Genomic DNA, 1,982 nt, shown 5'->3' on the forward strand with positions numbered 1-1,982 from the left:
GAGTGAGAATGCAGGCATGAGTAGCGAAAGACGAGTGAGAAACTCGTCCGCCGAATGACCAAGGGTTCCTGGGCCAGGTTAATCCGCCCAGGGTGAGTCGGGACCTAAGGCGAGGCCGACAGGCGTAGTCGATGGACAACGGGTTGATATTCCCGTACCCGTGTATCCGCGCCCAATGGCGAATCCACGGTGCTAACCATCCTGAACCCAAATGACCACCTTCGGGTGGCAGGAGGGGGATGCATGGGACCCCTGTGGTAGTAGTCAAGCGATGGGGTGACGCAGGAAGGTAGCTGGGCCCGGTGGTGGATTACCGGGTGTAAGCCTGTAGGGAGCAACATAGGCAAATCCGTGTTGCATATATCCTGAGAGGTGATGCGTAGCCGGTTGAGGTGAATTCAGTGATCCTATGCTGCCGAGAAAAGCCTCTAGTGAGTTGGTACACGGCCCGTACCCCAAACCGACACAGGTGGTCAGGTAGAGAATACTGAGGCGATCGAGAGAACTGTGGTGAAGGAACTCGGCAAAATACCTCCGTAACTTCGGGAGAAGGAGGGCCCGGTCTGGTGATGGCACGTGCTGCCTGAGCTGGGTTGGGTCGCAGAGACCAGAGAGAAGCGACTGTTTACTAAAAACACAGGTCCGTGCGAAGTCGTAAGACGAGGTATACGGACTGACGCCTGCCCGGTGCCGGAAGGTTAAGAGGACCGGTTAGCCCGTAAGGGCGAAGCTGAGAATTTAAGCCCCGGTAAACGGCGGTGGTAACTATAACCATCCTAAGGTAGCGAAATTCCTTGTCGGGTAAGTTCCGACCTGCACGAATGGCGTAACGACTTCTCTGCTGTCTCCACCACAGACTCGGCGAAATTGCAGTACGAGTAAAGATGCTCGTTACGCGCGGCAGGACGAAAAGACCCCGGGACCTTTACTATAGCTTGGTATTGGTGTTCGGTACGGTTTGTGTAGGATAGGTGGGAGACTGTGAAGCTGGGACGCTAGTTCTGGTGGAGTCGTCGTTGAAATACCACTCTGATCGTATTGGGCTTCTAACCTCGGGCCATGATCTGGTTCAGGGACAGTGCCTGGTGGGTAGTTTAACTGGGGCGGTTGCCTCCCAAAGTGTAACGGAGGCGCCCAAAGGTTCCCTCAGCCTGGTTGGCAATCAGGTTTCGAGTGTAAGTGCACAAGGGAGCTTGACTGTGAGAGCGACAGCTCGAGCAGGGACGAAAGTCGGGACTAGTGATCCGGCACCGGCGTGTGGAAGCGGTGTCGCTCAACGGATAAAAGGTACCCCGGGGATAACAGGCTGATCTTCCCCAAGAGTCCATATCGACGGGATGGTTTGGCACCTCGATGTCGGCTCGTCGCATCCTGGGGCTGGAGTAGGTCCCAAGGGTTGGGCTGTTCGCCCATTAAAGCGGCACGCGAGCTGGGTTTAGAACGTCGTGAGACAGTTCGGTCTCTATCCGCCGCGCGCGTTAGAAACTTGAGGAAGGCTGTCCCTAGTACGAGAGGACCGGGACGGACGAACCTCTGGTGTGCCAGTTGTTCCGCCAGGAGCACGGCTGGTTGGCCACGTTCGGAAGGGATAACCGCTGAAAGCATCTAAGCGGGAAGCCTGTTCCAAGATGAGGTTTCTCTCCCCCTTTGAGGGGTTAAGGCCCCCAACAGACTATTGGGTTGATAGGCCGGAACTGGAAGCACGGTAACGTGTGGAGGTGACTGGTACTAATAGGCCGAGGGCTTACCAACAAAGGTGCTACGCGTCCACTGTGCGGTATCTGAAACAACACACGGATACAGAAGACAGATGAGAGGGTTCGTCTCTCGGAGTCTGGCTCTCTGTGGATAGTTTCATAGAGTTACGGCGGTTATAGCGGTGGGGAAACGCCCGGTCCCATTCCGAACCCGGAAGCTAAGCCTGCCAGCGCCGATGGTACTGCACTCGCCAGGGTGTGGGAGAGTAGGACACCGCCGGAACA

The 1,982-nt window shown here is 56.3% G+C and carries 2 rRNA genes; both read left to right on the top strand.

Annotated features, from left to right (window positions below):
- Positions 1-1,752 (top strand): 23S ribosomal RNA (locus IU452_RS37835); the annotation flags it as partial.
- 111 nt (positions 1,753-1,863) lie between these two features.
- Positions 1,864-1,980, top strand: a 5S ribosomal RNA gene (rrf, locus tag IU452_RS37840).
- The last annotated feature ends 2 nt before the right edge of the window (positions 1,981-1,982 follow it).

Origin of the sequence: Nocardia transvalensis (genome assembly GCF_015477765.1) — a bacterium.
GTDB lineage: Bacteria > Actinomycetota > Actinomycetes > Mycobacteriales > Mycobacteriaceae > Nocardia > Nocardia transvalensis_A.